The organism is Mycobacterium hainanense (genome assembly GCF_041890355.1).
Lineage (GTDB): Bacteria > Actinomycetota > Actinomycetes > Mycobacteriales > Mycobacteriaceae > Mycobacterium > Mycobacterium hainanense.
Window position 1 is genome coordinate 3,083,846 of sequence record NZ_CP169059.1, and the last position, 26,645, is coordinate 3,110,490.

The 26,645-nt window shown below is 67.8% G+C and carries 26 protein-coding genes; 16 read left to right on the top strand and 10 right to left on the bottom strand.

The genetic code is table 11. The annotated features are described in order from the left end of the window. Window positions 1-2: 2 nt before the first annotated feature. The 3 genes from ACEL92_RS14435 to ACEL92_RS14445 all read right to left on the bottom strand — a co-directional run bounded on the left by ACEL92_RS14435 (window position 3) and on the right by ACEL92_RS14445 (window position 3,074). Window positions 3-599, bottom strand: coding sequence for a PaaI family thioesterase (locus tag ACEL92_RS14435; protein WP_374021426.1), 597 nt, complete (start codon window positions 597-599; stop codon window positions 3-5). A 61-nt stretch (window positions 600-660) separates the two neighbouring features. After that, entirely contained in the window at window positions 661-1,461 is an 801-nt protein-coding gene (locus tag ACEL92_RS14440) for a mycofactocin-coupled SDR family oxidoreductase (protein ID WP_374021427.1), read from the bottom strand. Continuing rightward, window positions 1,458-3,074: a flavin-containing monooxygenase gene (locus tag ACEL92_RS14445; protein ID WP_374021428.1), complete on the bottom strand. Its 1,617-nt coding sequence runs from the start codon at window positions 3,072-3,074 to the stop codon at window positions 1,458-1,460. Before ACEL92_RS14445 ends, ACEL92_RS14440 begins: the two co-directional genes overlap by 4 nt. A 167-nt stretch (window positions 3,075-3,241) precedes the next feature. Here ACEL92_RS14445 and ACEL92_RS14450 point away from each other — a divergent pair, with 167 nt between their 5' ends. From ACEL92_RS14450 to ACEL92_RS14475, 6 genes are all read left to right on the top strand, one after another. Then, entirely contained in the window at window positions 3,242-4,426 is a 1,185-nt protein-coding gene (locus ACEL92_RS14450) for an acyl-CoA dehydrogenase family protein (protein WP_374021429.1), read from the top strand. A gap of 9 nt (window positions 4,427-4,435) precedes the next feature. After that, window positions 4,436-5,344 carry a biphenyl-2,3-diol 1,2-dioxygenase gene (gene bphC, locus ACEL92_RS14455; RefSeq protein WP_374021430.1) on the top strand — a complete coding sequence of 303 codons (909 nt, stop codon included), beginning with the start codon at window positions 4,436-4,438 and terminating at the stop codon, window positions 5,342-5,344. Then, window positions 5,341-6,807 carry an FAD-dependent oxidoreductase gene (locus tag ACEL92_RS14460; RefSeq protein WP_374021431.1) on the top strand — a complete coding sequence of 489 codons (1,467 nt, stop codon included), beginning with the start codon at window positions 5,341-5,343 and terminating at the stop codon, window positions 6,805-6,807. Before bphC ends, ACEL92_RS14460 begins: the two co-directional genes overlap by 4 nt. A 147-nt stretch (window positions 6,808-6,954) precedes the next feature. Beyond that, window positions 6,955-7,752 carry an IclR family transcriptional regulator gene (locus ACEL92_RS14465; protein ID WP_374021432.1) on the top strand — a complete coding sequence of 266 codons (798 nt, stop codon included), beginning with the start codon at window positions 6,955-6,957 and terminating at the stop codon, window positions 7,750-7,752. Further along, window positions 7,749-8,099 (top strand): hypothetical protein, encoded by a 351-nt coding sequence (locus ACEL92_RS14470; RefSeq protein WP_374021433.1) that lies wholly within the window; start codon window positions 7,749-7,751, stop codon window positions 8,097-8,099. Before ACEL92_RS14465 ends, ACEL92_RS14470 begins: the two co-directional genes overlap by 4 nt. Next, window positions 8,092-8,718: a Dabb family protein gene (locus tag ACEL92_RS14475; RefSeq protein WP_374021434.1), complete on the top strand. Its 627-nt coding sequence runs from the start codon at window positions 8,092-8,094 to the stop codon at window positions 8,716-8,718. Before ACEL92_RS14470 ends, ACEL92_RS14475 begins: the two co-directional genes overlap by 8 nt. 24 nt (window positions 8,719-8,742) lie before the next feature. Here the strand turns inward: ACEL92_RS14475 and ACEL92_RS14480 are convergent, their stop codons facing one another. Both ACEL92_RS14480 and ACEL92_RS14485 read right to left on the bottom strand, forming a co-directional pair. Further along, the gene (locus ACEL92_RS14480) at window positions 8,743-9,630 is read right to left on the bottom strand and encodes an SDR family NAD(P)-dependent oxidoreductase (RefSeq protein ID WP_374021435.1); all 888 of its coding nucleotides are present in this window, start codon (window positions 9,628-9,630) and stop codon (window positions 8,743-8,745) included. Next, entirely contained in the window at window positions 9,627-11,558 is a 1,932-nt protein-coding gene (locus ACEL92_RS14485) for a flavin-containing monooxygenase (protein WP_374021436.1), read from the bottom strand. The genes ACEL92_RS14480 and ACEL92_RS14485 overlap by 4 nt, the downstream gene beginning before the upstream one ends. A gap of 102 nt (window positions 11,559-11,660) precedes the next feature. Between ACEL92_RS14485 and ACEL92_RS14490 the strand changes: the two genes are divergently transcribed. The 7 genes from ACEL92_RS14490 to ACEL92_RS14520 all read left to right on the top strand — a co-directional run bounded on the left by ACEL92_RS14490 (window position 11,661) and on the right by ACEL92_RS14520 (window position 18,040). Then, the gene (locus ACEL92_RS14490) at window positions 11,661-13,244 is read left to right on the top strand and encodes an acyl-CoA synthetase (protein WP_374021437.1); all 1,584 of its coding nucleotides are present in this window, start codon (window positions 11,661-11,663) and stop codon (window positions 13,242-13,244) included. 118 nt (window positions 13,245-13,362) lie between these two features. Then, a complete protein-coding gene (locus tag ACEL92_RS14495) occupies window positions 13,363-13,842 on the top strand; it encodes a nuclear transport factor 2 family protein (protein WP_374021439.1) in 480 nt (159 codons plus the stop codon). Continuing rightward, complete coding sequence (locus ACEL92_RS14500; protein WP_374021440.1) at window positions 13,839-14,672, top strand: SDR family NAD(P)-dependent oxidoreductase; 834 nt, start codon at window positions 13,839-13,841, stop codon at window positions 14,670-14,672. The genes ACEL92_RS14495 and ACEL92_RS14500 overlap by 4 nt, the downstream gene beginning before the upstream one ends. Then, complete coding sequence (locus tag ACEL92_RS14505) at window positions 14,669-15,613, top strand: alpha/beta hydrolase (protein ID WP_374021441.1); 945 nt, start codon at window positions 14,669-14,671, stop codon at window positions 15,611-15,613. Before ACEL92_RS14500 ends, ACEL92_RS14505 begins: the two co-directional genes overlap by 4 nt. An 84-nt stretch (window positions 15,614-15,697) precedes the next feature. Beyond that, on the top strand, window positions 15,698-16,774 hold the full coding sequence (locus tag ACEL92_RS14510; RefSeq protein ID WP_374021442.1) for a hypothetical protein: 1,077 nt from the start codon (window positions 15,698-15,700) through the stop codon (window positions 16,772-16,774). Window positions 16,775-16,791: 17 nt separating this feature from the next. Continuing rightward, window positions 16,792-17,574 carry an SDR family NAD(P)-dependent oxidoreductase gene (locus ACEL92_RS14515; protein ID WP_374026220.1) on the top strand — a complete coding sequence of 261 codons (783 nt, stop codon included), beginning with the start codon at window positions 16,792-16,794 and terminating at the stop codon, window positions 17,572-17,574. A 22-nt stretch (window positions 17,575-17,596) separates the two neighbouring features. Next, window positions 17,597-18,040 carry a nuclear transport factor 2 family protein gene (locus ACEL92_RS14520; RefSeq protein ID WP_374021443.1) on the top strand — a complete coding sequence of 148 codons (444 nt, stop codon included), beginning with the start codon at window positions 17,597-17,599 and terminating at the stop codon, window positions 18,038-18,040. 46 nt (window positions 18,041-18,086) lie between these two features. Here ACEL92_RS14520 and ACEL92_RS14525 read toward each other — a convergent pair whose 3' ends face one another. Both ACEL92_RS14525 and ACEL92_RS14530 read right to left on the bottom strand, forming a co-directional pair. Beyond that, a complete protein-coding gene (locus ACEL92_RS14525; RefSeq protein ID WP_374021444.1) occupies window positions 18,087-18,371 on the bottom strand; it encodes a ferredoxin in 285 nt (94 codons plus the stop codon). Beyond that, window positions 18,371-19,507, bottom strand: coding sequence for a Rieske 2Fe-2S domain-containing protein (locus ACEL92_RS14530; protein WP_374021445.1), 1,137 nt, complete (start codon window positions 19,505-19,507; stop codon window positions 18,371-18,373). Before ACEL92_RS14530 ends, ACEL92_RS14525 begins: the two co-directional genes overlap by 1 nt. Window positions 19,508-19,609: 102 nt before the next feature. On the opposite strand from ACEL92_RS14530, the gene ACEL92_RS14535 reads away from it, so the two are divergent. Continuing rightward, window positions 19,610-21,322, top strand: a complete 1,713-nt coding sequence (locus tag ACEL92_RS14535; RefSeq protein ID WP_374021446.1) for a 3-ketosteroid-delta-1-dehydrogenase — start codon at window positions 19,610-19,612, stop codon at window positions 21,320-21,322. Window positions 21,323-21,374: 52 nt separating this feature from the next. Here the strand turns inward: ACEL92_RS14535 and ACEL92_RS14540 are convergent, their stop codons facing one another. Beyond that, the gene (locus ACEL92_RS14540; RefSeq protein ID WP_374021447.1) at window positions 21,375-22,064 is read right to left on the bottom strand and encodes a helix-turn-helix transcriptional regulator; all 690 of its coding nucleotides are present in this window, start codon (window positions 22,062-22,064) and stop codon (window positions 21,375-21,377) included. Between the two features lie 114 nt (window positions 22,065-22,178). On the opposite strand from ACEL92_RS14540, the gene ACEL92_RS14545 reads away from it, so the two are divergent. Beyond that, window positions 22,179-23,099 carry a TIGR03619 family F420-dependent LLM class oxidoreductase gene (locus tag ACEL92_RS14545; protein WP_374021448.1) on the top strand — a complete coding sequence of 307 codons (921 nt, stop codon included), beginning with the start codon at window positions 22,179-22,181 and terminating at the stop codon, window positions 23,097-23,099. A gap of 4 nt (window positions 23,100-23,103) precedes the next feature. Here ACEL92_RS14545 and ACEL92_RS14550 read toward each other — a convergent pair whose 3' ends face one another. Continuing rightward, a complete protein-coding gene (locus ACEL92_RS14550; RefSeq protein WP_374026221.1) occupies window positions 23,104-23,901 on the bottom strand; it encodes a hypothetical protein in 798 nt (265 codons plus the stop codon). A 161-nt stretch (window positions 23,902-24,062) separates the two neighbouring features. Here ACEL92_RS14550 and ACEL92_RS14555 point away from each other — a divergent pair, with 161 nt between their 5' ends. Further along, window positions 24,063-25,187, top strand: coding sequence for an FAD-dependent oxidoreductase (locus ACEL92_RS14555; protein WP_374021449.1), 1,125 nt, complete (start codon window positions 24,063-24,065; stop codon window positions 25,185-25,187). A gap of 6 nt (window positions 25,188-25,193) precedes the next feature. Here the strand turns inward: ACEL92_RS14555 and ACEL92_RS14560 are convergent, their stop codons facing one another. Beyond that, window positions 25,194-26,645: a multicopper oxidase family protein gene (locus tag ACEL92_RS14560; protein WP_374021450.1), complete on the bottom strand. Its 1,452-nt coding sequence runs from the start codon at window positions 26,643-26,645 to the stop codon at window positions 25,194-25,196.

The window sequence follows — 26,645 nt, forward strand, 5'->3', positions numbered from 1 at the left end:
CATCAGTCGCGGGCACCGCGCGGCTTGATGAACACGCCTTCCGCACCGACCGTGAGTCCTTGGCTATCGGTGATCTGCCCCTTCGCGAAGGTCTTCACGCCCTCGACGCGCTCGACCCACGCTTCGGCCCGCACCAGACCTAACGGGGTCCCCCGGACATAGCGCAGCGTGAGCGTGCCGGTGTAGGCCGGTCGACCGGGCTCGTGCGCGGTCGCGCCCAGGACGTGGTCGAGGACCAACGCGCACACTCCGCCATGGACATGTCCCGGAGGCCCTTCGTAGGCGGCGCCCAGTGTGATCTCGGTCCACACGGCGCCACCGGCGTCGCGGTGAATGACCAGCGGGGGTGCGACCGGGTTGCGTGCGCCGATCATGACGTTGCCGGAAGCCAGGGGTTGGCCGTCGAACGGATGGCGAACACCGAACGAACCCGACATCAGGCTTTCGCTCAATTGCTCTATCGCGCAATCGATGTGCGTCTTGGCCGCCGCAACGGTACCGGCGCCGGCCTCGGTACGGATGGTCGCGTCGATCAGCCGGCGAACGGACTGGGTGAGCGCTTCATACGCCGGTGCACCGCTGCCGTCGTTTCCCGTCATCCCCACCGTCCCGTGCCGTGCGACGTGCGCCGACCGCGCGACCGTTCAGGCGGTCGCCTGATCACGTCGCCTTCTGCGTCAGTCCGGCGTCGACGACGAGCTGCGTGCCCGTGATGTAGCGGGCCTCCTCCGAGGCCAGGAACACCACCGCATTGGCGACGTCGACGGGCTCCACCCACGGCACCGGCAGCAGGTTGCGCGCCCGCAGCACTTCCGCGGCGTCCGCGGCGGTCGGGTTTTCGAGATCCGGGCGTAAGCGCCGAATCGTTCCGTCGTTGAGGATCATCGGGGTCGCGACCGGCCCGGGATGAAGGGTGTTGACCCGGATGCGCGACGGCCCGAGCTCGTTCGCGAGGGTGCGCGCCAGCCCCACCACCGCGTGCTTGCTCGCGGTGTAGGCCGCGGAATTTGGCGTCCCGCGAAGACCGTTGGTCGAGCTGATGATCACGATGGCGCCACCCTCGCCCATATGCGGTACACCGGCCCTGATCGTGTGCCATACGCCGGTCAGGTTGATGTCGAGCGTGCGCTGCCAGTCCTGGGGGTCGAGTTCCCATGTCCGCCCGCCGGCAAGGTGAATTCCGGCATTCGCGACGACGAAGTCGAGGCGCCCCAGTGCCGCGACGCCGTGGGCTACGGCGCGCGTTACGGCCTCCAAGTGACCCACGTCGGCAACACCCGTCACGCAGCGTCGACCGCGGCTTTCGACATCCCTTGCGGTGTCGGGCAATTCGTCGCTCGCCGCGGTGGCGTCGAGCGCGATCACATCTGCGCCCTCTTCGGCGAAGCGCTGACAATGCACCCGTCCCGTGCCCCTCGCCGCGCCGGTGACCAGCACCACCTTGCCGAGCAGTCTCTTCATCGCGGCATCTTAACCAGATCGAAGCCCGGGTAGCCTGTCCTGGCCACTTCGTCGCAGATGTCGTTGTATGTGGCGAAGCCGCCGACGAACAACATGAATCCCCTTGGCTTTCCGGGCACGTTGGCGCCCATGTACCAAGACTCCGCCTTGGTGAACAGCGTCGCCTCGGCGAGGCGGGCACATTCGGCCCCCCAGCCGTCGACGGCATCGGGGGTCGCCTCGATGGCGGCCAACCCGTGGCCGTCGAGGTAGGCAATGGTTGCGGCGATCCAATTCACCTGCGCCTCGGCGTGCAGCACCATGTTCGCCAGCACGGCGGGCGCCCCGGGACCGGAGATCAGGAACAGGTTGGGGAATCCGTCGACGCCCAACCCCAGATAGGTGCGTGGCCCCTGCGCCCAATCGTCCCGCAACCGACGACCGCCGCGTCCGATGATGCCGATTTTGGCCAGCGCACCGGTGAGGGCGTCGAAACCCGTTGCCAGCACGATCATGTCGACGTCGTAGTGCACGCCGGCGGTTTTGATCCCGGCGGTGTCCACGGCTTCGATCGGTGTGTCGCGCACGCTGATGAGCGACACGTTCGGCCGGTTGAAGGTGCTGAAGTAGTTGCTGTCGGTGCAGATCCGCTTCGTGCCGATCGGGTGATCGTTGGGGATGAGCAGGTCCGCCAGCGCAGGGTCGTCGATGACCGCGCGCACCTTCTCCTCGTAGAACTTTCGGGCCTCGTCGTTGGCGGTCAAGTCGGTCAGCTGGTCGGGGAACGTCTTCGAGAACAGCACACCGCCCAGCTGCCAACGCTTATCGAACGCGGCCCGACGTTCCTCCGGCGTGAATTCCATCGTCGGCTTCGGCGCCGTGATGTGTGGTGACCCGCCACCGCTGCGCCACGAGAGGCGCCGCCGTTCTGCGTAGTTCGCCTTGATGTCGTCGAGTTCCCGTTCGGTCAACGGCTTGTTGCCGGCCGGGACACTGTAGTTGGGCGTGCGCTGGAAGACAAAGAGGTGCTTGGCGTGTTCGGCGATGATCGGAATCGATTGAATGCCAGACGAACCGGTGCCGATGACGGCAACCCGCTTTCCGGTGAAATCGACGGGATCCTGCGGCCACGCGGCAGTGTGGTAAACCTCGCCCGCGAACGACTCGAGGCCGTGAAAGCTCGGCGTCAAAGCCGCTGACAGCGGGCCCGTCGCCATCAGGCAGAACCGGGCGGACAGGACGTCACCGTCCTCGGTGGTAACCAGCCAGCGCAGCGCGGTTTCGTCGAGCGCCGCGGTGACGACGCGGGCGCGGAATGTGATGTCGCGGCGCAGGTCGAGTTTGTCGGCCACCCAATTCAGATAGGCGAGGATCTCGGCCTGGGTGGCGTACTTCTCGGTCCAGCTCCACTCTTGCTGCAGTTCATCGGAGAAGGAATAGGAGTAATCGACGCTTTCGACATCACAGCGCGCCCCCGGATAGCGGTTGTAGTACCAGGTGCCGCCCAGCTCTGGCGCCGCCTCCAGGACCCGCACGGACAGCCCCTGACCGCGGAGCTTGTGCAGGGCGTAGAGGCCGGCGAACCCGGCGCCGACCACGACGACGTCGACCAGCTCCGCGCTATTCACAGGCACCGACGGTAGGTCCTGTCACCCCGACCGCCGGGGCTGGTTCCCGGTGACCGGACACTGCGGTGACGGTGAATTCTGACCGCTTTTGCGTCCGCTCATCGGGAACGGCTTCGGCTGAGGCACGAACTGCGGTAGACCATTACTAGGCCCCCAGACGTAAGGACACCAACATGAGCGAGCGGGTACTCGACCGGGTCGTGGCGATGGCGGATCAGTTGCGCGACCAGGCCTCCGAGGCCGAGCGGATCGGCCGGCTCACCGATGACACGGTCAAGCTGATGAAGGGCGCCGGCCTAATCCGGCTGCTGCAAACCAAGCAATATCAGGGTTTCGAGGCCCACCCCCGCGAGTTCGCCGAGACGACGATGGCGACCGCGGCGCTGGACCCGGCGGCCGGCTGGATCGTCGGCGTCGTCGGTGTGCATCCCTATCAGTTGGCGTACGCGGACCCGAGGGTCGCCGCCGAAATCTGGGCCGAGGACGTCGACACCTGGATGGCGTCACCGTACGCGCCGCAAGGCGTGGCCAAGCCGGTCGACGGTGGCTACATCTTCAACGGCCGCTGGCAGTTCAGCTCGGGCACCGACCACTGCGACTGGATCATCCTGGGCGCGATGCTCGGCGACGACAAGGGCATCCCGATCATGCCGCCGCAAATGCTGCACATGATCCTGCCGCGCAAGGACTACGAGATCGTCGAGGACTCGTGGAACGTGGTGGGGCTGCGCGGGACCGGCTCCAAGGACGTCATCGTCAAAGACGCGTTCGTCCCGTCCTACCGGACGATGGACGCGACGAAGGTGATGGACGGCACCGCCCAGCGCGAGGCCGGCATGACCGAGCCGCTCTATCTGATGCCGTGGTCGACGATGTTCCCGCTGGGCATCTCGGCGGCCACGATCGGCATCGCCGAGGGCGCCCTGGCCGCGCACCTGGCCTACCAGCGCGAGCGCGTCGGCGCCACCGGAACCGCCATCAAGGACGACCCCTACGTCATGTTCGCCATCGGCGAGGCGGCCGCCGACATCAACGCCGCCCGCCAGGAACTGCTGGCCAACGCCGACCGCATCTACGACATGGTCGCGGCCGGCAAGGAGGTGTCGTTCGCCGACCGCGCGGCCGGTCGGCGCACCCAGATCCGCGCGGTGTGGCGCGCGGTCGCGGCGGTCGACGAGATCTTCGCCCGCTCGGGCGGCAACGCGGCCCGCATGGACAAGCCGCTGCAGCGGTATTGGCGCGACGTGCACGTCGGCCAGCTGCACGCCATCCACATGCCGGGCACCACCTATCACGCGTCGGCGCTGAGTTCGCTGGGTATCGATCCGCCGGAGGGCCCCCTGCGGGCCTTGATCTAGGAGAGCACGTTGACCGACTTGAAAAGCCTGGGCTACATCACCATTTCGACGAACGACATCGACCGCTGGCGGCAATTCGCCTTCGGTGTCCTGGGTTTCGCCGAGGGTAAGGGTCCCGACCCCGACGCGCTGTACCTGCGGATGGACGAGCGCGCCGCCCGGCTCATCGTGGTGCCCGGTGAAACCGACCGGGTGCTCACGGTCGGCTGGGAGGTGCGCGACCGCCCGGCGCTGCAACGGGTCAAGGCGACCCTGGACGCCGCCGGGACCCCATTCAAGCAACTGTCGGACGACGAGGCCGAGGCCCGCCGCGTGGAAGAGGTCATCACCTTCGAGGACCCGGCCGGCACCACGCTCGAGGTCTTCCACGGTGCGGTGCTCGACCACAGCCCCGTCGTCACCCCGTTCGGCGCGAAATTCGTCACCGGCGACCAGGGCATGGGCCACGTCGTGGTGCCGGCGATGGACCCGAACGGGCTGTTCGACTTCTACACCGAGGTGCTCGGTTTCCGCGCCCGCGGCGCGTTCCGGGTGCCGCTGCCCAAAGAGTTTGGGCCGGTGCGGGTCCGCTTCCTCGGTATCAACGAACGCCATCACAGCCTGGCCATCGTGCCGGCCGCGCACCTGCGTGACCCGCGGCTGGTGCACATCATGGTCGAAGTCGACAGTCTGGACGCCGTCGGGCAGGCGCTGGACCGCGTGAACGCCGAGGGCTTCCAGCTGTCCTCCACGCTCGGCCGGCACACCAACGACAAGATGGTGTCGTTCTACGTCCGCGCCCCCGGCGACTGGGACATCGAGTTCGGCACCGACGGCATGCGCGTCGACGAAACCTATTACACCGCAGAGGAAATCACCGCCGACAGCTACTGGGGCCACCAGTGGATCGGCGACATGCCCGCGGCCATGCGGCTGTGACGCAGGATACCGACGTCACGCCGGTCCCGGCCGCGTCGATCACAACATGGGGTGACGAGGCTGACGTGGTGATCGCCGGCTATGGGGTGGCCGGCGCCGCCGCGGCGGTGGAGGCGGCCCGGTCCGGCGCCGACGTGCTGGTCTTGGAGCGCACCGGGTCGTGGGGCGGTGCCGCGGCGATGGCCGGCGGCTTCATCTACCTCGGCGGCGGCACGCCCCTGCAAAAGGCTTGCGGCTTCGACGATTCCGTCGACAACATGGCCGCCTTCCTCAACGTGGCGATGGGGCCGGGCGCCGACGCGGACCGGATCGCCGACTACTGCGCCGGCAGCATTGCGCATTTCGACTGGCTCGTCGGCTGCGGCGTCCCGTTCAAGGCGGAGTTCTTCTCCGAGCCCGGCTGGGAGCCGATGGGTGATCAGGGCCTGATGTACAGCGGCGGCGAAAACGCCTACCCGTTCAACACCATCGCCTCCCCCGCCCCGCGCGGACACGTCCCGCAGATGTCCAACAAGAAGCAGGGCGAAGCCAGCGCGGGCTACATGCTGATGAAGCCGCTCGTCGAGACCGCCACCGCCGCCGGCGCACGCGCGCTCTACGACGTGCGGGTGCAGCGCCTCATCGTGGAGGCCGACGGCCGGGTGGTGGGGATCCGCGCGCGCCAGTACGGCAACGACATCGCGGTCCGGGCCCGCAAGGGCGTGGTGCTCGCGACCGGCAGCTTCGCTTACAACGACGCGATGGTGGCCCGCTACGCGCCGCGGATCGCGGGCCGCCCGGCCGCCTCGATCGAGCAGCACGACGGGCAGGCGATCCGCATGGCCCAGGCGTTGGGCGCCGATTTGGCACACATGGACGCAACCGAGGTGGCGATCTTCATCGACCCCCAGCAGCTGGTGCGCGGCATCCTGGTCAACGACCGCGGCCAGCGCTACGTCGCCGAGGACACCTACCCCGGCCGCATCGGCCAGCTCACGCTCTACCAGCAGGACAACATCGCGTTCCTGATCATCGACGACGACGCCCAGCAAGAGGCCATGGCGTCGTGGTCGCCGAAATTCATGCTGCGCCCGGCGACCTGGGTGGCGGACACCGTCGCCGACCTCGAACGTGACATGGGCCTGGCGCCGGGATCGCTGCAGGCGACCGTCGCCGCCTACAACGAGGGCGCCGCCCGCGGCGAGGATCCGCTGCTGCACAAGAAGCCGGAGTGGTTGAGGCCCATCGGTTCCCCGGTCGGCGCCATCGATCTGCGGGAGAACACCGGCGGGTTCACCCTGGGCGGCCTGGCCACCACGCTCGACGCCGAGGTGCTCCACGTCAACGGAGAACCCATCCCCGGTCTCTTCGCCGCCGGGCGCTGCACCGCCGGGCTGGCCGCGTGGGGCTACGCCAGCGGCATCTCGCTCGGCGACGGCAGCTTCTACGGCCGGCGCGCGGGCCGATCCGCGGCCAGGGGTTGAGCCGAGCCGCATATCCCACCGCCGCGACCACGCAACTTCCACGCTTCCCAACGGCCCGCGTCCACCATGCGTGACAACCGCCACACAGGCGTGCTAGAACTATCTTCCTAATAGGAATATATCGATCAGGCACAGCTTGGAGGATCGATGTCCGGTAGCGCTGAACCCGCCACCCCCACGGCCGTCATCGACCGCATATCGCTGGTTCTCGACGCCTTCGAGGGTCCGGGGCGGCTCACCCTCGCGCAGATCGTCAGGCGAACCGGCCTGCCGCGCTCGTCGGCGCATCGGATGCTCGAGCGCCTGGTGCAACTGCGCTGGCTGCGCCGCAGCGGCCGGGACTACGAGTTGGGCATGCGCCTCGTCGAACTCGGCTCGCTCGCCGTGCATCAGGACCGGCTGGTGCGGGCGGCCGGCCCGCTGTTGGGTGAATTGCACCGCGCCACCGGTCTTGTCGTGCACCTGGCCGTGCTCGACGGCCCGGACGTGGTGTACCTGGACAAGATCGGCGACCAGAGAATTCCCACCCGGGTGGGTGGTCGCCAGCCCGCCCACTGCACCGCTGTCGGCAAGGCGATCCTCGCGTATCGCGACGAGGATGCCGAGATCGATCTGCGAGTTCGGAAGACGAGGTACTCGATTTCCAGCGGCACCCAGCTGGCGGTCGAGTTGGCCAAGGTGCGCGCGCACGGCGTCGCGTTCGAGCGCGAGGAGTCGCTCCTCGGATTCGGCTGCGTCGCAGCGCCGATCGGCGGGCCGGGTGAGGCGGTGGCCGCGGTGTCGGTGTGCGGTCCGATGAACCGGATGATGTTCGACCAGCGGTTGACCTCGCCCCTGCGGATGACCGCGATGGGCATCTGGCGCAACGTCGAGGACGGCCCGCAGCGCGTCGCGCCGACCCTGAAGCCGCTGCGCCCGCTGCGTGCCGCCCTTCAGTACGCGTGAACACATGCGGCCAGGTTTTCGTGATCGACCGGGTGGTCACCCGGCCCGGCTGCGCTCGGCGGTTCGTGGACGCCTACCTCGCCGAATACGCCCCCGGCGCGCGGCAGCGCGGGATGACGTTGCGCGACGTTCTGGTCAGCCCGCCGATCTGGTTCGATGACGACACCAACACCGTGACGATCACCTGGACGCTGCCCGACGTGCGGGCGTGGTGGGAGATGACGTGGAAGGGCAGGCCGGACCCGGCCCTCGGCGAATGGTGGTCGCGGATCGGCGAGTTCGTGCAGGAGCGGTCCCGATCCTTCGCCGCGAGCGCCGAGGACGTGGACCGGCTGTGCGATGTATAGCGTCACCAGGTTGCTCGACGTCGTCGCCGACGACCGCGACCGACTGCTCGACGCGATGCGTGCCGCCGCGGCCGACAGCGGCGCTCTGCGCTGGGTGGTGGCGCCGACGCTGCCCGGCGCGCGCAACGGCGGTGACGTGCTGGTGCATCTGCGGTTCGGCGCGCCCGCCCAATGGGACTGTGCGGCACCAATCTTCGATGCCTTGACGGCCGACCCGGCGGTTACCGGCGTCAACGGCGCGAACTACTCGGGTCGGGCCGTCGGATCCGGCGGGCCGAGGGGCACGGTGTACCGGACGCTGTTGCTTCGCGCCGCACCCCAGGCCGCGCCGGCCACCGTCGCGCGCTTCGAGCACGAACTGTCGTCGATGGCGCGCTACGTCTCGTCCATCCGCGCATGGCAGCTGAGCCGGGTGTCCGAGGGTGTCGGCACCTCCGCCTGGACTCACGTGTTCGAGCAGGAGTTCTCCGACGTCGACGGGCTGCTGGGGCCCTATTTGATGCATCCGATCCACTGGGCCGTCGTGGACCGCTGGTTCGACCCCGAGTGTCCCGACGTCATCGTCCAAGACCGCGTCTGCCACAGCTTCTGCGCCTGCGACGAACCGGTTCTCGGTTGACAGGCGGGCGCTGTAGGCAGCGAGCTAAAGCCCCGCGGGGAGGATATTGGGGTTGGCCGTCGGCGGTGGCGGCAGCGGCGGCAGTACCGCGGTCCCATCCAGGCTGTGCACCGGCAGTTGCTGCGACCACGGAAAGTGCAGGCTGAACGCGACGAGCCCGGTGCGCTCGGCGGCGGGCAGGTGACACATCGCGAGCACAGTCTCGGCGAGGTATTCCACCGGTTCGGTCGGGAAGTCATTCGGAATGAGCTGCGCCGCACCGGGCGTGCGAACGGCCGTCGACGGGCCGACGCAATTCACCGCGATGTTGGCATCGAGCAATTCGGCGGCGACGCCCTGGGTGAAGCGATGCAGCGCGGCCTTGCATGACGCGTAGATCACGTCGCCCGAGGTCTTGTTGTAGTGGCGATAGGGTCGCACCGGGGCGACACCGGTCACCGAGCCGATGTTGACGATCCAGCCGGCCCCCTGCTTGCGCATCTGCGGCACAACGGCTTTCGTCAGGGCGAACGGCGTGCGCAGGTAGTGCTCCACCGTGCGGTCGAACGTTTCCAGGCTCATGTGCTCGACCAGCGAGTAGTCCGCGAAACCCGCGTTGTTGACCAGGATGTCGATCCGGCCGGCGCGGTCGAGCACCGCGTCGATCAGCCCGTCACGCTGCCCGGCGTCCTCGAGATCAGCGGCGACGGCGAATGCCTTACCGCCGGCGGCCTCGATCAACTCGACCGTCTCGCCAACGGTGCCGGGAAGCGTGGTGGCCGCTCCCCCGCGGACCGACGTCGACGCGGCGTGGGAACGGGCCGTGACTGCCACGGTGGCGCCTTCGGCAGCCAAGCGCCGGGCGATGGCCCGGCCGATACCGCGACTACTGCCGGTGACCAAAGCCGTTTTCCCGCAGAGTAACTCGCTCATCGCAACTCGAAATCATCCTCGACCGGTGCACGGTGATCACGCCATACGTCGAGCAGCCGGTATGGGAAGGCCGTCACGATCCGCCCGCCGCCCGAACGGTAGTACGTGTGCGCGGACGGGGTGTGGCACCACACGGTGCCCTGCATCGTCGCGTCGATGTCTGCGACGTAGGCGTCGTAAGCGCGCCGCGTCACTTCGATGGTCGACGCCGCTCGCAGCGCCATGAGCTGGAGGCATTCCATCACGTAGTGCACCATCACCTCGACGCCGAAATTGTGGCCCGCGCCGTGTCCCGGGCTGTAATTGGGCGCCGACGAGATGAACAAGTTGGGGAACCCGGGGACGGTCCCACCGCGGTAGGCCCGTGGTCGGTCGCCCCACTCGTCGGCCAGCTTCCTGCCGTCTCGCCCCCGGATGTCCATGGTGGACAAGAAATCCAGATGGTAGCCGGTCGCGTAGACGATGACGTCGAGATCGATCTGCCGACTGTCGGCCGTCACGATGCCCCCCTCGTTGACCCGGGCCGGCTCGCTCGCTTCGACGTCGACGTGCTCGCGAGCCAGCGCCGCGTAGTAGCCACCCGGATCGCGGATGATTCGCTTGCCGTACGGCGCGAAGTCCGGCGTGACCTTCCGCGCGAGTTCGCTGCCGGCGCCGAAGACGTCGTCGATGTACTTCAGGCACATCTGCAGCAGCGCATCGTTGGCCGGCGAAATGGACAGATGGCCGCGCGCCCATTCGGGGTCGTACAAGATCACGGGGTAGTTGTTGTCCGCTGTTCCCCAATAGGATTTGAGCCGAATCCAATTGGCGTAGAACGGCAATCGAGTGCCAAGCCATCGCTGATAGTCGGGCACGTCATCGGTCAGCCGTCGCTGCGGCGCCACCCAGTGCGGCTGGCGCTGGAACACCGTCAGGTGCGACACCTGGTCCACGCATGCGTCGACGATCTGCACCGCGGTGCACCCCGCACCGATGATGGCAACCCGCTTGCCGGTCAGATCCAGACCCCGGTCCCACTGCGCCGCATGAACTTCGGCTCCCGCGAACGTCCCCCTTCCGTCCAGTTGCGGCCAGCGTGGCCGGTTGAGGTACCCGGCGGCGGGGATCACCACATTGGCGTAGCTGATCTCGCGGGCACCGCCGGGGCCCACCGCACGGATCTGCCACTGTTGACGCTCCTCGTCCCACCGAAGGGCTTCGACTTCGGTACCGAAGCGGGTGCGTTGCCGCAGTTGGTACTTGTCGGCCACCGACACCAGATACGACTGATATTCCGGCCCCATCGGGTAATAGCTGGACCAGTCGCCGTTGATGTCGCGCGACAACGAGTAGTAGGCCGACGGGGTGTCCACACCGATTCCGGGATAGGTGGTCGTGTACCAAGTGCCGCCGACCTCGTCGTGGCGGTCGAAGATCTGGTAGTCCACGCCGGCGTCGGCTAACTCTAACGCGGCGGTCAATCCCGCAATGCCTGCGCCGATGATCGCCACCCGGAAGTCGTCGGGGAGCTTCGCGGTGCGTGGCAGCACCGGCTGCGGCGGCTGGAATCCGCCCTGCTCCAACAGCAGCGGGATGTACTCGGGGTCGATCGTTCCGCCGAGTGCCACCGGCGCGATCCGTGCGAACAGGTGGCGGTCGTCGGCACGGGCGGCGTGAACAGACCGGGGCAGCTGCAGCGCGCTGACCACGGCCTCGACGATGGCCGCCCTCGTGTCCGGGTCGGTCGTGCCCGCCTGCTCCGGCGGGTCAGGCACGTGGGTGATCTTCGGCGCGAAGCGGTCGACCACCCCGGTATCACCGGTGAGTTGAACCAGCACCGCGACGAGCACGCCGGGGTCGGCCCGAAGCAGGTTGGCCCGCAGTTCGTCGGGGTTCACATCCGCCCGTCCGGGGCTGTCGGTCCTGACGGACGCGCCGGTGCTCATGGCCCCGAGTATCCGGGGCATTCGCGACTGTGGGCGGCCCGTTGTCTACTCAGCGGGACATCGGCGCGAGACCACCGGGCATCGGCGCTTAGCGTAACGGGCATGCAGCCCCAGGGCGTCGACGCAATGACTGCGCGGGCGCGTAGCCATGCGCTCGGCGACATCCCCCGCCGGTCGGCGCGCAGGCACCCGGACAAGATCGCGATCATCGACGACGATGTGGTGCTGACCTTCGGCCAGTTCGAGAATTTGGTAGACCGCGCGGCCGCCGCATTGCACGACAACGGTTTTCAGCCCGGTGATCGGCTTGCGCTGCTGTCGCACAACTGCTGGCAATACGCCGTACTGGTATTCGCCACCGCCCGGGCCGGGGTGGTTCTCGTCCCGGTCAACTTCATGCTCACCGCCGAGGAGGTTGCCTACATCCTGGGCCACAGTGGCGCACGGGGATTCATCGTTGAAGCCGCCTTGACACCCACCGCTGACCAAGCCATGCGGCTGGGTGTATCGGCAACGACGAAGGCGGCGCTGCTGCCGCCCGGGCGGTCCGCTCCGGCGGGCTGGCCCGACTTCGCCGAGTGGCTGAGCACCACGTCGAGTGCCCCACGCCCCCACATCGACGACGACCAACTGCTGCGCCTGATGTACACCAGCGGCACCGAATCACGACCCAAGGGCGCCATGCACACCAGCCGAAGCCTGATGTGGAACTACGTCAGCACGATCCTGGCCGGGGACATGTCCGCCGACGATGTCGAGATCCATTCCCTGCCGCTCTATCACTGCGCACAACTCGACAACTTCCTGGTCACCGATGTCTATCTCGGCGCCACCAGCATCATCTTGCCGCGGCCGGATCCCGAACTCGTCCTGCGCGCTATCGAGCGCTACGCCGTCACCAGCTATTTCGCCCCACCGACGGTCTGGATCTCGTTGCTGCGGTCACCCGCCTTCGACACCGTAGACCTGTCCAGCCTGCGCAAGGGGTATTACGGCGCCTCGGCGATGCCGATCGAGATCCTCAGCGAGATTCGGGAGCGCCTGCCGCGCCTGAGGTTGTGGAACTTCTACGGCCAGACCGAGATGGCGCCGCTCGCCTCCGCGCTCGGGCCCGACGAACAGGACGCGCACGCAGGTTCGGCGGGGCGTCCGGTCGCTAACGTGGAGACGGCGATCCTCGATGACGACGGCGTCCACCTCGCCGCCGGCGCCGTCGGTGAAATCGCCCACCGCAGCCCGCATTTGATGCTGGGATACCTCGACGACCCACAGAAGACAGCCGAGGCCTTCCGGGGCGGCTGGTTCCACTCCGGCGACCTCGGCTACTACGACGAGAACGGCCTGCTTCACGTCGTGGACCGCAAGAAGGACATGATCAAGACCGGCGGGGAAAACGTCGCGAGCCGAGAAGTCGAAGAAGTCATCTACCGGCACGGCGGCGTCGAAGAAGTCGCGGTGTTCGGCCTGGCCCACCCGGTTTGGGTCGAGGCCGTCGTCGCGGCGGTGATGCTGCGCGACGGCGTCGACCTCGCCGAGGACGACATACTCGCGCACTGTCGCGTGCACCTGGCCGGGTTCAAGACACCCAAGCGAATCTTCTTCGTCGATTCCCTACCGAAGAACCCCAGCGGCAAACTGCTGAAACGGGAGTTGCGAGAGCGTTTCAGAATCTCCAGCGATTGCTGAACGGACCGCGGCTACCGGTCAGACGCCCGGACCCTTAGCGCCGGTTGACGGTAAACCGTGTTCCACTGACTGGGCAACCCCCGCGTAACGGGGGCCGCATCGAGGTTGACTCACTGTTATGGACAACGACGTCACGCTCGCCGAGCTGCAGGAGTTCATCGCCGAGTTCTGGTATCACTACGACGAGGCACACTACGACGAGCTGGCGGCGCGCTACGCCGAGGACATCCGCTACGTGAGCCGAAGCGATTCGGGCGCCAGCCCATTCGAGGAACTGATGTCCCCGGAACTCAACGGGCGCGCCGCCGTCATGGAGTGGCTCATCGAGCACCGCAAGCAGAGCCCGTACCCGTTGCGCCACCACGCGACCAACGTGCACCGCACCGGCGGTGAGGGCGAAGCCACCCGCGCGCGCTTCTACCTCTTCGTCAACCAGGTCGCCAACTTCGTACCGTTCGCCGTGTCCAGCGGCGTCGCAAACGTCGCGGTGCGCCGCGCCGCCGGGGGTCTCGAGTGCACCGAGATGGAGGTCGTCCTGGACACCACCAACTCGGTCCCGCTGTCCGAGCTGCATGCCGGCAGCGCCGCCGGTTCGTGAGCGCACGCGACACCTTCTCCGGCGGCGTCGCCGTCATCACCGGAGCCGGCTCGGGCATCGGCGCCGGGCTCGCGCGGCACGCCAGCGGGTTGGGCATGACCGTGGTGCTCGCCGACATCGACGCCGACGCCGTCGCGGCGCTGCGCCGTGAGCTAGGCGGGGCGACGGTGGACGCCGTTTGCGATGTGCGCGATCCCGATGCGCTGCACGAACTCGCCGACACGACATACGAAACCCTCGGCCCGGTACGGCTTTTGGTGAACAACGCCGGTGTCGAGCAGTTTGGCTACCTCTGGGACACACCGGTGGCCAATTGGCGTCGCGTGCTGGACATCAATGTCAGCGGGGTCTTCCACGGTGTGCGGGCGTTCCTACCTAAGATGATGGCCACCGATGAACAGGCGTGGGTGTGGAACCTGTCGTCCGTCGGCGGGGTGGTGGCGATCCCGCTGCAAGCGCCTTACATCGTGAGCAAGCACGCCGTCCTCGCAATGACCGAATGCCTGTATCTGGACGTCCAGTCCGCCGGCCATGGTCACCACATTCACGTGCAGGCGGTGCTGCCGGGAGCGGTGGTGTCCAACATCTTCGAGTCGGCGGGCGGCGTCGAAGCCGATCGAGCGACCGACGTCGGCGCGGCCGAGGCGCAGCGCGCGGCCATGCTCGACATCAAGGCCGGCGCCATGGACCCCTTGGCGGCCTCCGAGACGGTGTTCGAGCAGGCCGCCAAGGGCCGGTTCTACCTGCTGACCCAGCCCGACTACGTCGGCGCGGCGATGACCCGACGCGCCGAAGTGCTTGCCGCACAACGCCCCCCGACCCCGCGATGACTCGTCCCCCGTTGGATCCCGACGCCGCCGCGCGGCTCGCGTCGTTCGGTGAGATCCCCCCGATGCGCCAACGCGGCCTGGCCGCCGTGCGCGCCGCGATCGAAGCCGCGCCGCTGCCCGACGCGATGCCCGAAATGGCCCGCGTCACCCAGGCTTCGATCCCGGGCCCGGCCGGCGCGATCCCGGCGCGCATCTATCGGCCCATCGACGCCGCCGCACAACCGGCGCTGGTCTACTTTCACGGCGGCGGACTGGTGATGGGGTCCAACCACTCGTTCGAGCCGCTGGCCCGCGAGCTGGCGTCGGCCGCCGCTGCCACGGTCGTGGCCGTCGAGTACCGGCTGGCCCCCGAGTCGCCGCCGCCCGCACAGTTCGACGACGCCTACGCCGCGACCGAATGGGTGTCGCGAAACGCCGGCGACCTCGGGGTCGACGCCCGGCGAGTGGTCGTGATCGGCGACAGCGCGGGCGGATCGCTCGCCGCGGCCGTCGCGCTGGCGGCGCGCGATCGGAGGGGACCGGCCATTTTCGCGCAGGTGCTGCTGTACCCCGGGTTGGACCGCGACATGTCCGCCCCCTCAATCACTTCCCTGGCCGACGCCCCGATGCTCTGCCGCGACGACATCGACTACCTGCACGCGCTGGCCGACGGCGACGCGGGGCCACCCACCGACCGATATCTCGTCCCGGCCTACGCGAAGGACCTGTCCGGCCTGCCCCCGGCGATCGTGGTGACGGCGGGTTGCGACCCGATCCGCGACTGGAGCGAGCGGTACGCTGCCCGGTTGCGCGACGCAGGCGTCCCGACGATCACCGCCCGATACCCGGGGATGTGCCACGGGTTTCTGATGCGGTCGGACGCCACGGCGAGGGGTCGGCTGGCGGTCGCCGAGCTCGGTGCGCTGCTCCGGGCGAAGTTCGACAATCCGCTGCCGTTTTGACGTCCCATTCACCGGGCCGGACCCGAGCGGACGCATTCGCGCCGAATGACAATCGCATTCACGAACTGCAGAAGGAGACAACGGATGCTCACCGACGAGCGGCGGATGCAACTTTCCGACGTGTTGCGCCCGGTCGCGCCGCCCCGGGAGATCGACGACGTCTACACCGACGATCAACGCGAGCGGCTCCTCGACGTGGTGCGCACCGAGGGGCCGTGGAAGCTGATTATCGCCCAACACTTTGCGTCGGCCGACGAACTGATCGCGACCATGAGTGGTGCCTTCCCGGAGGGATACCCGCCGTCGCTCGACCTGTTTTTGACGCCGACCTTCCGCGGTTACCTCGCCAACTACGGCGCGGTGCTCTACCCGCAACTGCACGACTGCTTTTACAACGCCCAATTCCTCGAGATGGCGAAAAACTATTGGAACGCCGGGTACGCCAAACCGCAGCTCATGCTGTTCAACATCAACGGACCGTGCGCGAATCGCGACCCCGGGCACCTGGATTCGCCGAGCTTCCGCGGGGTGCGCCACGAAAACGCGCCGACGTGGCTGACCAGCGTGATGGGCAAGTCCGGCCTGTTCGGGGACTACCTGATCAAGATGGCTCAGGTGATCACGTGGTTCTCGCTCGATGCCGGTAGCGGATTCACCTATTGGCCCGACGGTCCCCTGCGCGCGCCCGGGCGATTGCTGCCGCCGGTATACAACCGCGGCATCGTCGTGCAGAACGAGATGATGGTGCACCGCGGCGAAGCCAACGGGCCACTGGACCAACAGGTTCCCGCCGGATTGGCGTTCGACACCGTGTTCGCCGGCGATCCCGAGAACCGCGACCAGTGGCTGCTGAAAAACGGTGATGAGGTCATCGCGCGCCACCACACGGATCAGCTGCGGTTCCTGGTGCACTGGTCGGCCGAGGTGTTTTCCGATTTCGACGAGCTGAAGAAAAACATGGATGGCTCCGACGACCTGACGATCGAGCGGGCGATCGACATCATGGTCGACGACGTCAACTCCAAAGGCATCAAGCTCGACATACCGAGCGAACCGTTGCACAACCCCGCGTTCATCGGTGCCCTCAACGCCGCCTACGACCTGGGCGGGCCCGCCGTCTACCCCGAAGAGGCGCCCATCAGCGCCTTCCAGCTCGCATGACCGGAACTCATTGTGGGCTGAGGCGTTTTGCGGATCACCGCGTCATCGTCACGGGCGCCGGCTCCGGCATCGGGCAGGCAACCGTCGCCCGACTGCTCGACGAGGGCGCGACGGTGGTCGGGTTCGACATCTCCCCCGACGGCCTGGCGCTCACCGAGGCGGCCGCGGACGACGCCGGGACGAAAAAGCGACTGACGACCGCGGTCCTTGACGTGTCGTCGGAAGACGCCGTGGTCACGGTGGTCGACGCGGCTCTGGCCGACCTCGGCGGCCTCGACGTGCTCGTCAATGCGGCTGCAATCCAGCGCTGCGGGCACACCCACGAGCACTCCCTTGACGACTGGAACGCGACCCTGGCGGTCAATCTCACGGGGACCTTTCTGATGACCCGTCAGGCGCTTCCGGCGCTGCTGGATTCCGGTCGGGGCGTGGTGGTCAACTTCACCTCCACCGCAGCGTCTTTCGCGCATCCCTACATGGCGGCGTACGCGGCAAGCAAAGGAGGGGTGTTGTCGTTCACCCACTCGTTGGCGCTCGAATACGCCAAACAGGGCCTGCGCGCGGTCAACATTCAGCCCGGCGGCGTGGCGACGGCCCTGGCGCTCAGCACACTTGACAAGATGCCGGAGGGATACGACCTGGGTTTGTGGGCCAAGCAGACACCCCTGCTGCATGGTGAGGAGAACGACGTGCTGGGCGACCCGAGCTCGGTTGCTGCGGTAGTCGCCATGGTCGCCTCCGATGACGGCGCCTTCATCACCGGCACCGAAATTCGCGTCGATGGGGGGGCTCACGCCTGAAACGCGTCGAAGGGACTACACCATGCACGGCGACCGATTGCGGAATCTCTGCGATGAACGCGACGTGCAGCGTGCGCTGATTCTGTTCGCCCGCGCGATGGACGACCGTGACTGGGATCGGATGGCCGAGCTTCTCACCCACGACGCCCACGGTGATTTCGGGATGGGCCGGGTTCAGGGAAGCCACGCGATCATCGAACTCATTCGCGGGTTCCTCGATGCTTGTGGCCCTACCCAGCACCTGTTGGGAAATATCGTGATTGACGTCGAGGGAGACACGGCGGTCAGTCGTTCGTATGTGCGTGATGTGCACCTGACATCGACGGCCGATCCTTCAACACGCTTTTACACCATCGGCGACTACCGTGACACGTGGCGGCGCCGCACTGATGGATCGTGGTGCTTGACCGAACGAATCAAGGACAATCGCGCCCATGTTGGACCCCTTGCCGTATTCGGGAGCTGAATCACGCCCGACGCCAAGGCTTTCGGGTCCCGATCACGGCGCAGCGTCAGGCGTCGTCGACGATCGCCAGCTCTCCGGCCGCGACGGCGCCCTCGATCGATTCCCGCAGCGCCGAGCAGGCCAGGAAAACTACGCGGTGGTTGCCGGCGATCCGGGCGGCGTCCGCACGCTCGACGCACCGAGTCGACGCATCGACGTTCCACTGCACGCTGGTCTGGTTCCAACTGCTCTTGCGGGCGAGCACCTGCGCCCCGCACCTGCGACACCCCACCGGGCGCATCGGCATCTCGTCGAGGCGATTGTCTTGCCGGACAGGCGAATCGAGCGCCATCACACCGGGCCGGCACCCTGCGCGGCCATGTTGGCCTCGACCTCTTTCATCCACGCCTCGTAGGGCCGGGTGGTGTCGAGCTCGAACTCGAAGCGGTCCACCATGTCCGGCTGGACGTCGGCGGCGTCGACGTAGAACTGCTGGTACCAGCGACGCAACTGGTAGACCGGCCCGTCCTCCTCAACCAGAAGCGGGTTGTCGATGCGCGTCTTGTGCCGCCAGATCTGCACGTCCTGCTCGAAGCCGATCTTGACGAAGTCGCCGAGGCTGATCGCGGTCTTCAGCGCCTCATCACCAGGCAACGTGTCCGACTTCTTGACGATGATGCCGTATTGCAGCACAAAGGAATTCGAGTCAATCGGATAGTGGCAGTTGATCAGGATCGTTTTCGCGTCGCCGTCCGTGTAGTGGTAGGTCAGGTCGTCGATCATGAAGGACGGCCCGTAATAGGACGCCACCGACGTGGTGCCCAGCATCGTGGTCCCCTCGGGGCTACCGATGTCGGGACGGCTCCCGCCGTTCATGTACTGCGTGGCCACGTGCCCTTCGAAGATGTTCTTGAAATACGTGGGCAACGAGCCGTGGATGTAGAAGAAGTGGGCCATGTCCACCACGTTGTCGATGATCTCGCGACAGTTGCTGTGCACGACCGTGGTGTACCAGTGCCAATCGGTCCACTCGTCGCTGGTGGCACCCTCGATGCGCGGGATCGTGACCTCCGCGGGCGGCGGTTTACGCTCCGGGTCGTTCCACACGAACAACATCCCGTCCTGCTGCAGCGTGGTCCACGCCGCGGTGCGCGCCAGCCTCGGCGTGCGCCGGCTGTAGGGCACCCGCTTGCACCGCCCGTCACCACCCCAGCGCCAGTCGTGGAACGGGCAGGCGATCTCGTCGCCCTTGACTTCGCCCTGCGAGAGATCACCGCCCATGTGCCGGCAGAAGGAGTCGAGGACGTTGATGGTGCCGTTCGCGCTGCGGAAGACAACGAGCTTTTGTCCGAAGGCGTTGATCGCGTGCGGCTCGCCGTCACCGAAATCCCGAATCAGGCCCAGGCAGTGCCAGCCGCGGGCGAACCGCGTCGGCACGGCCTGCGCTTCAATCTGGCGAACTTCGTCGACCTCGGACTGCGTCGTCATAGGGATGATTAAACTCCCGTCGCCCCGTTCGCGGGACCGCTTGTTCCCACTGATCAGGACGGCTCTTCCGTCGCCGCGCGGCCTGGGCATACGGTTTTGCGCGTGAACCCCCACAGCACGACGATCCCCGCCGGGCGTCCGGTGGCCGATATGACGGTCGACCTGCTGGTGGTCGGGTCCGGGACCGGCATGGCCGCGGCACTGGCCGCCCGCGAACTCGGGCTGTCGGTGCTGATCGTGGAGAAGTCGGCATACGTGGGCGGGTCGACCGCGCGGTCGGGCGGCGCGTTGTGGCTACCCGGCAGCCCCGTGCTGCGAGATGCGGGCGCCGGGGACTCCCCCGAGCGCGCCGCCGCGTATTTGGACTCGGTGGTGGCCGGGTCGGCGCCGCCGCAGCGATCGGCCGAATTCGTGGCTCATGTCCCGGCGACGGTCGACATGCTGCGCCGGACCACCCCGCTGCGGCTGTTCTGGGCCCGCGACTATTCCGACTACCACCCCGAGGAGCCGGGTGGCAGCGCGGCGGGCCGGACGTGCGAATGCCACCCGTTCGACACGTCGATCCTCGGCCCGTACCGCACCCGGTTGCGGCCCGGCGTGCTCGAGGCCGGCGTCTCGATACCCACGACGGGCGCCGACTACCGGTGGATGAACCTCGTGGCCCGAGTGCCGCGCAAGGGCATTCCGACGTTCGGCAAGCGGGTGGCGCAGGGGTTCGGCGGGAGGCTGATCGGTCGGCGCTACGCCGCGGGCGGCCAGGGTCTGATGGCCGGGCTGTTTGCCGGGGTGCTGCGCGCCGGTATCCCGGTGTGGACCGACTGCCCGCTCGTGCGGCTGGAGGGCGACGGAAAGCGGGTGACTGGCGCGGTCGTCGGCCATGACGGCCGCGAGGTGACGATCACCGCCCGGCGCGCAGTGGTGCTGGCAACGGGCGGTTTCGACCACAGCATGGACATGAGGTGGAAGTTTCAGTCCGAGTCGCTGGGCGCCAATCTGAGCCTTGGTGCTCAATCCAATACGGGCGACGGCATTCGTGCCGGGCAGGAATTCGGCGCCGACATCGCGTTGATGGATCAAGCCTGGTGGTTTCCCGCCATCGCGCCCCTGCCGGGCAAGGCGCCGGCGGTGATGCTGGCCGAACGTTCGCTGCCCGGAAGTCTCATCGTCGACCACAACGGGCACCGATTCGCAAACGAGTCCGCGGATTACATGTCGTTCGGTCAGCGATTGCTCGAGCTGGAGCGGTCCGGCAGCCCCGTGGACACGATGTGGATCGTCTTCGACCAGCAATACCGCAACAGCTATGTCTTTGGCGCCGAACTGTTCCCGCGCATGCGCATCCCGCAATCCTGGTACGACGCGGGCATCGCGGCGCGGGCGGACAACCTGGGCGAGCTGGGCGCCCGGATGAAGGTTCCGGTGCCGGAGTTCTGCGAGACGATGACTCGCTTCAACCAAAATGCCGCCACCGGTGAGGATCCCGACTTCGGCCGCGGGCGCAGCGCCTACGACCGCTACTACGGCGACCCCACGATCGCGCCGAACCCCAATCTGCGCCCGTTGGTCAAGGCCCCGTTCTACGCCGTGAAGATGGTGCTCAGCGACCTCGGCACGTGCGGCGGGCTGAAGGCCGACGAGCGCGCACGGGTGCTCGGCGAGGATGGCAGCGTGATCGCCGGCCTGTATGCAATCGGCAATACCGCCGCCAACGCGTTCGGCACGACGTATCCGGGTGCGGGGGCGACGATCGCGCAGGGTTTGGTGTACGGCTTCATCGCGGCCCACGATGCGGCGGGCCGGGACGCGACGGGCTAGCGGCGATCGCGACGGCGGCGAGGCCGGGCGAAGCGGGTCGCCGCCATCAGGATCAGTCCGCTTTGCGTTTGGCCTCGACCTGCTTCTCGACCTCACGCCAGTAGCCGGGCATCGGGCGGGGCTGTCCGAAGCCCCCCTTGGCCGCCTTCTTCAGGACGGCGTCCGCCTCGTCGATGTCCTTCATCAGTTCGAGCGCGAATTCGCGCTCCGCGGCGTAATACTTGGCCGCCCAGCGCAGCGCGATCACCGAATACGCCCACGCGGGCTGGGCCTCGGCGCCGTCGGCGTCCTCGACCGCTTTGCGGTGCCTGGCCTCGGCGTAGGCGACGTGTTCGGCCAGCAGTTCCTTGAGCCGGGCCGGGTTGCTGAGGTGACCAAACGTCACCCGCAGCATGACGCTGTGCTTGAGCACCGGGGGGTCCACCGGGGCGTTGTTGGTCCAACCGGTGACGGCGGCCATCCCCGCTGCCGTGATCCTGTAGAGCCGGCGGCTGCGGGTGCCCTCGTCGTGCTCAACCCGCGAGGTCACCAGGCCCAGCCCCTCGAGCTTCTTCAGCTCGGTGTAGATCTGGCTGTACGACGGACTCCAGTAGTACAGATCGACGCTCCAGTCGATCCACTTTTTCAGGTCGTAGCCGGAGACTTCCTCCTCGTAGGACATCATGCCCAGCAGCGCCCAACTCGTTGCGGCAAGCGCCGCCTTCGACTTGTTTTCGCCGGTAGGGTCCGGTTCGGAGTCCACGGCGCAAGGTTAACAACCCCCGCCGGGGATGTGATTGACGCAGACCGCTAGGCGGGATGCAGACGGTCGCAGGAAGACACCCGACATGCGTGATGGCTTTGGAGGAAACCCACCATGAAATTCGCGTTCCCCGTTCCCCACACGGTGCGCCTGCCGGCGATCACGCAACCCTGGGAAGCCGCCGTCACGGGACCCGACCAGACCCGCATGGTCAAATGCGCCGACCGGTGGGGCTACGACATGATCGCCGTCCCCGAACATTTCGTGATCCCGGCCGAGCACGTCGAGCTGTCCGGGCCGCACTACCTGCATTCGACGGCCGCCCAGGCCTACATCGCCGGGGCGACCGAACGGGTCGTGGTCAACTCCTGCGTCACCATCCTGCCGTTGCATCAGCCGATCGCCCTGGCCAAGGCGCTGGCCACCGCCGACTGGATGAGCGGGGGCCGGATGATGGCCACCTTCGGGGTCGGCTGGCTGGCACCCGAATTCGAGCTTCTCGGGGTGCCGTTCGGCGAACGGGGCCGCATCGCCGACGAATACCTGGCGGCCATCATCGAACTGTGGACCAGCGACTGCCCTCGATTCGAGGGCCGCTACGTGTCGTTCGACGGCATCGCGTTCGAGCCGAAACCGGTTCAAAAGCCCCACCTTCCGATCTGGATCGGCGGAGACGCCGACGCCGCGCTGCGGCGGGCGGCCAGGTACGCGTCCGGCTGGTGCCCGTTTTTGACCCCACCCGAACAGATCGCCGAAAAGCTCGACTACATCAAGTCCCAGCCCTCCTACAACGGACGGCCGTTCGAGGTGATGCACGGGATGAGCACCAACCGGGTCGGCGCAGGACACGTCGCACGCGACGATCCGAGTGGGCGGCCCGGTATGAGCGCCGGCGAGATCGTCGACCGGTTGGGCTGGCTGGCCGGACAGGGCGTGACGATGAGCGCCGTGCCCATCCCCGCCGTCGGCGGCGTCGACGAATACCTCGATTACGCGCAATGGGTGATCGAGGAGATCAAGCCCCAAGTGCCGTAATCGATTACCTGATCGTCAACCCGCGCTTGCGCACCCACAGCACCGCGGCGGCCGTGCCGACGACCCAGACCGCCACGGCGATCGCCAGGTGCACGAAGCTCTTGGTGTCGCGCCCGAACACCGGCCACATCATGGCGGGCACCTTCGTCCACAGCACCTTGTGCTCAATCCCGTTCATCGGGTCAGCGACGTAGTACAACGCGTACGGCAAGGTCAGGACCGCCAGCCAGCTGCCGGTGCGGCGCCGGTCGCCGCGCTGGCGCCAGCGCCGGATCAGCGGCTCGACGCTGACCGGGTGCAGCACTGAGATCAGGTTGCCCACCCCGAGCCAGGACACGATGGGCACGGCGACGGTGGGGATCGTGATCCCCAGCCGCCCCGGCGTTTCCAACCACAGCGTCAACACGATCGCCGCCACCAGGGTGGGCAGCCCGACGATGGCAAGCAGGGCGAGGTTCTTGACCAACAGGATCCGCCAGAACGGCACGCCGCCAGACAGGCCGGACAGCACTCGGTAGTGGTCGGCGCCGAGCAGATTGGTGGTGGTCACGTCGGCCAGCACCCACGACGAGAAGTACGTGCCGACCAGGATCACCCAGTCGGTGTGATGACGGCCGACGGTCAGCGGCTGCACCAGCAGCCAGGCCGCGGCGAAGATCACGTTGGCGACCACGCCCATCAACCAGGTGCGCGGTGCGGTGAACGCCCATCGGATCTCCGCGAGCACCGCCGCCGGGCCTGGCTTGTGGAAGTCCTTGGCGGCGCGCCGGGCGGCGTCGGGGCGGGGGGCCGACGCTCGCACAGCGGCGTGCAGGGCGGCACGCGCGCGGGGGTGCATCGACCGGCGCAATTCCGCGACGCGGTCGACGCGATCGCTGTGGGGCGAGGCGACCAAGGGACGTGCTCCTGGCAATCGATCGGTCAGTGGACAGGCCCGAATTCCATCCAAGGCAGGATAGCGACATGAACCGCAAGCGTGTCGTCATCGCCGGCCTCGGAGATGCGGGAGTTCTGGCCGCGATCCGGCTGTCCGCGCACGCCGACGTCGTCGGCATCTCCGTCAAGCCCGCGCTGGTCAGCGGTCAGGAACTCGGTGTCCGGCTGTCCCGCCCGGACGATTGGGCCCGCGACTACTGGATTCCGTTCGACCGGTTCCGGCGCCTGGATCGGGTGCGCACGGTGCAGGCGCAGCTGACCGGCCTGGACCTGGCGGCCCGCGCCGTGCTGGGCAAACACCCCGACGGCACGACGCTCGCCGAGGAGTTCGACGCGCTGATCATCTCGACCGGGGTGAGCAACGGGTTCTGGCGTCGGCCGACGCTGCAGTCGGCCGGCGAGGTCGGCGCGGAGCTGCGCGCGGCGCACGGCCGGCTGGCGGCCGCCGAGTCCGTCGTCGTCGTGGGCGGCGGCGCGGCGGCGGTGAGCAGCGCGCTGAATCTGGCCACGACCTGGCCGGGCAAGCGGGTCGACCTGTACTTCCCCGGGCCGCGCGCGTTGAGCGAGTACCACCCGCGAAGCTGGAACCGGATTCGGCGACGACTCACCGGCCTGGGTGTCGGCATCCACCCCGGGCACCGCGCCGTGCTGCCCGACGGTTTCACCGGCGAGGAGATCACCGGCGACCCGGTGCGCTGGAGCACCGGGCAAGCCCCGGCGTCCGCCGACGCCGTGCTGTGGGCGATCGGGCGGGTGCGGCCCAACACCGACTGGCTGCCGCCGGAGCTACTCGACGAGCGCGGGTTCGTGCGGGTGACCCCGGAGCTGCGGGTGCCCGGCCAGCGCGGCGTCTTCGCGGTCGGTGACGTCGCCGCGACCGATCCGCTGCGCAGCTCGGCCCGCAACCGCGGTGATGCGCTGGTGGCCCGCAATGTGCGCGCCGAGCTCGGCGGCGGCCGGCTGCGGACTTACCGGGCGCCGACGCGACGGTGGGGTTCGCTGGTGGGCGTCCAACCGAACGGGCTGGAGGTCTTCCTGCCCAGCGGCCACGCGTTCCGATTCCCGACGTGGTCGGTCGACAAGGTGGTAATGCCGTGGATCGTGCGGTGGGGCATGTATCGCGGTGTGCGGGAGAACAATCCGCTGGCATGACCCGGTTCAAGCGCTGTTGAGCAGCAGCATGAGTCCGTAGTCCATGTGGATCTGCTGGTGGCAGTGCAGCAGCGACAGCCCGGGCTGGTCGGCGACGAAGTCGACGTCCATGCTCTGGTAGCCGCCCAGCATCGCGACGTCCTTGCGGACACCGGCCGTTGGCGTACCGGCGAATCGGGTGATTTCGAACGTGTGCCGGTGCAGGTGCATCGGGTGCAGGTCGTCGCTGGCATTGCGGAAGCGCAGCCGGTAGCGCCGGCCCCGCTGCACGTCGAGCACCGGTCGGTTGCCGTCCATGGAAAACGGTGTGCCGTTGAAGGTCCAGACGTTGAACCCGTTGTCGGCGGCATTGCGCTTCTCGATCAACAGCTCGATGGTGTGGTCGGGCGGCGGGACGGGCGCGGGCCGCGCGAACAACCGGTAGTCCCACTTGACCGGCGGCGGCGCGGTCCACTGCGGTTCCCCGCCCCGGCCGGCGTATTCGACGACCACCCCCATGCCATGCCCCCGGTCGTCGTCGGACAGATCGCCCAGCACCCAGACCCCCGGATTCGTCATGTCCACCAGCGCGCAGACGCGTTCACCCGCGCCGAGCCAGAGCACCGGCACCGGCGCCGGGGTGGGCACCCGGTTGCCGTCCAGCGCGATCACGTCGAAGGTGTGCCCGGGCAGCGCCAGGCTGCGGGTCTCGGTGGCGCTGCCGTTCAGCACGTGCAGCAGTACCCTTTCGCCGGTTCGCACGCGGATCGGATCGCCGTGGCCGAGCATGCGGCCGTTGACGGCGAACGCCCCGTAACTCACCTCGAAGCCGTGCGGGTCGCCGCGGCCCAGTGACGCCGCCATCGCCGACTCGCCACGCTCTTTGAGTTCCGGCTCCTGCTCGCCGGGCAGGAAATCACTGGCCATGTCGCCGCCGCGGCTGAACGAGGGCTCGAACTCCTTGAGCGTCAGGAAGACTTCCCGGTCGTAGCCGCCCGTGTTCTGCCGGGGCTCGATGTAGACGGGACCGACCAATCCGCTGTATTGGCCGCGCGACAGGTCCGAGCGCGGCACCACGTGCGTGTGGTAGAAGCGGAATCCCGCCGGGCCGGGGACGAAGGAGATCCGTCGCATGCCATGCGCGGGCACGTAGGGCGTTCCCTCCTCGGCCGCGCCATCGACGTCGACGTCCAGTTGCTGACCGTGCCAGTGCAACTGTTCGGGGGAATCGGTGTCGTTGAACACGTCCACCGTTGTCCGCTGGCCCTCCTTGAACCGCAGCAGCGGCCCGGGAAACTGCCCGCTGTAGGTCAGGGTGGACACGACGCGGCCTGGCGCCAATTCGACTGTCCCCGTGCCGATTCGCAGCGTGTAATCGGCCTTGTCGCCGGGCGGCGCGGGCCGTGCGCACGCGGCTCCGCTTGCGGTGAGCGCGGCCAGGCCGCCCCATTTGAAGAAGTCACGCCGATCCAGCGACAC

Coding starts and splice junctions, on each gene's coding strand:
- ACEL92_RS14495 (WP_374021439.1), top strand. CDS start 13,363: ATGGACAACGACGTCACGCTCGCCGAGCTGCAGGAGTTCATCGCCGAG.
- ACEL92_RS14450 (WP_374021429.1), top strand. CDS start 3,242: ATGAGCGAGCGGGTACTCGACCGGGTCGTGGCGATGGCGGATCAGTTG.
- ACEL92_RS14480 (WP_374021435.1), bottom strand. CDS start 9,630: ATGAGCGAGTTACTCTGCGGGAAAACGGCTTTGGTCACCGGCAGTAGT.
- ACEL92_RS14555 (WP_374021449.1), top strand. CDS start 24,063: ATGAACCGCAAGCGTGTCGTCATCGCCGGCCTCGGAGATGCGGGAGTT.
- ACEL92_RS14525 (WP_374021444.1), bottom strand. CDS start 18,371: ATGGCGCTCGATTCGCCTGTCCGGCAAGACAATCGCCTCGACGAGATG.
- ACEL92_RS14530 (WP_374021445.1), bottom strand. CDS start 19,507: ATGACGACGCAGTCCGAGGTCGACGAAGTTCGCCAGATTGAAGCGCAG.
- ACEL92_RS14485 (WP_374021436.1), bottom strand. CDS start 11,558: ATGAGCACCGGCGCGTCCGTCAGGACCGACAGCCCCGGACGGGCGGAT.
- ACEL92_RS14435 (WP_374021426.1), bottom strand. CDS start 599: ATGACGGGAAACGACGGCAGCGGTGCACCGGCGTATGAAGCGCTCACC.
- ACEL92_RS14440 (WP_374021427.1), bottom strand. CDS start 1,461: ATGAAGAGACTGCTCGGCAAGGTGGTGCTGGTCACCGGCGCGGCGAGG.
- ACEL92_RS14475 (WP_374021434.1), top strand. CDS start 8,092: ATGTATAGCGTCACCAGGTTGCTCGACGTCGTCGCCGACGACCGCGAC.
- ACEL92_RS14510 (WP_374021442.1), top strand. CDS start 15,698: ATGCTCACCGACGAGCGGCGGATGCAACTTTCCGACGTGTTGCGCCCG.
- ACEL92_RS14490 (WP_374021437.1), top strand. CDS start 11,661: ATGCAGCCCCAGGGCGTCGACGCAATGACTGCGCGGGCGCGTAGCCAT.
- ACEL92_RS14520 (WP_374021443.1), top strand. CDS start 17,597: ATGCACGGCGACCGATTGCGGAATCTCTGCGATGAACGCGACGTGCAG.
- ACEL92_RS14505 (WP_374021441.1), top strand. CDS start 14,669: ATGACTCGTCCCCCGTTGGATCCCGACGCCGCCGCGCGGCTCGCGTCG.
- ACEL92_RS14545 (WP_374021448.1), top strand. CDS start 22,179: ATGAAATTCGCGTTCCCCGTTCCCCACACGGTGCGCCTGCCGGCGATC.
- ACEL92_RS14465 (WP_374021432.1), top strand. CDS start 6,955: ATGTCCGGTAGCGCTGAACCCGCCACCCCCACGGCCGTCATCGACCGC.